Below are 1397 nucleotides of genomic sequence, written 5' to 3'. Positions count from 1 at the left end.
GTCGACGAGGACGCGGTAGGTTTGGCCGAGTTGGTTTTGGTGGTCATGACACCAGCCCGCCCTCGCCAAGATCAATCCCCAAGGCGGTGTCGTAGTCAGTCAGGCAGCGCTGCTCAACGGTCAACTGTTCATCGTGTTCGGTGACCGGGTGTAGCGCACCGATACGGTTGTGGCGCAGCATGTTCGCGGCGGCCCGATGCTCCGGGTCGGTGATCGTCTGGTGCCAGGCCCAGACCCGTTGGTGCTCGGCCACGGTCCTGCCCTCACAAAAGACCTTGACCCGGACCAGATCCGCGGTGACTTCGATGCGCCGCCCGATCACCGCAGGATGCACCGAGTAGTCATTGGAGTCCAACCGGATGTAGTGATCTCGTGCCAACCGAGTGGTGTTGCGCCACCCCACCTGCGGGGCCACCGGTGGCAGCGCCAGCATCGCCTGACGATCGGCACCGATGCGGTCAGTGGGAGCACACCCCAATACCCGACGGCGACGAGCGTTGACGATCTGCAGCCACGTCTGGAACTGATGGTTGAAATCCCCTGGAGCAGTGAATGTTCGGCCGGGCAGAAACGACCGCTCGAAGTAATCATGGGCTCGTTCGATGATGCCCTTATGCTCGGGTTCGCCCGGTTTGAGCACCACCACTTTGGTTCCCAGTACGCCGCGAAACGCCTGGCATTCGCTGGTCAACTCGGTGCGCCCGGACCGCCACCTGCCGATCGCGCCCTCACCGTCCCAGACCAGGGTGCGTGGCACCGCGCCCAGCGCATTGATCAGCTGCCACCAGCCTGCGAACAGATCTTCAGCCCGCCGCGACGGCAACAAGATCGCTGAAAGCCACCGTGAATACCCCAACACCATCGTCAGTACCGGCAGCTGCATCGGAGAGCGGGTCTGGCCGTAACCGACCGGCACCTGTACCGGCGGGAACCACAGATCGCACTGAGCAATATCACCGGCGTCATAGCTGGTACGTCCGGCCGGGTCCGGCGGCAGATACGCCGGTCGCAGTTCACGGACCCGTTCATTGAACACCGTCATCCCACGCGTCCAACCCACACGCTCAGCGATCACACTGGCCGGCATCGTCGGCACCAGTGTGAGCTGCACGCGAATCGCCTCCTCGAAAGCATCGACGGCCGACCCAGCCGGCTTGCGCGCATACTTCGGTGGATCGTTGCTTGCCAACGCCGAGCGCACCGTGTTCCGCGAGATCTTCAACGTCCTGGCGATCAACTTGATCGGTAACCCCTCCGCTCGATGCAGCCTGCGGATCTCAGCCCAGTCTTCCACTGACAACAACTCCCTTCTCCTCTCGGCTCGTAAGCCGAGAATTGGTCGAAGGGGGTCAAAATTCGGGCGTCGACACGGGGTCAGTTTTCAGGCGACACCGACA

Annotated in this window: 1 protein-coding gene; it reads right to left on the bottom strand. The window is 62.8% G+C overall.

Annotation, left to right across the window (positions count from 1 at the left end; all coding sequences use genetic code 11):
- Positions 1-43 precede the first annotated feature (43 nt).
- Positions 44-1303 carry an IS21 family transposase gene (gene istA / locus AU198_RS19560; RefSeq protein ID WP_064350239.1) on the bottom strand — a complete coding sequence of 420 codons (1260 nt, stop codon included), beginning with the start codon at positions 1301-1303 and terminating at the stop codon, positions 44-46.
- Positions 1304-1397 lie beyond the last annotated feature (94 nt).

The organism is Mycobacterium sp. GA-1199 (genome assembly GCF_001500045.1).
GTDB lineage: Bacteria > Actinomycetota > Actinomycetes > Mycobacteriales > Mycobacteriaceae > Mycobacterium.
This window is presented reverse-complemented; position numbering and strand designations above follow the sequence as displayed.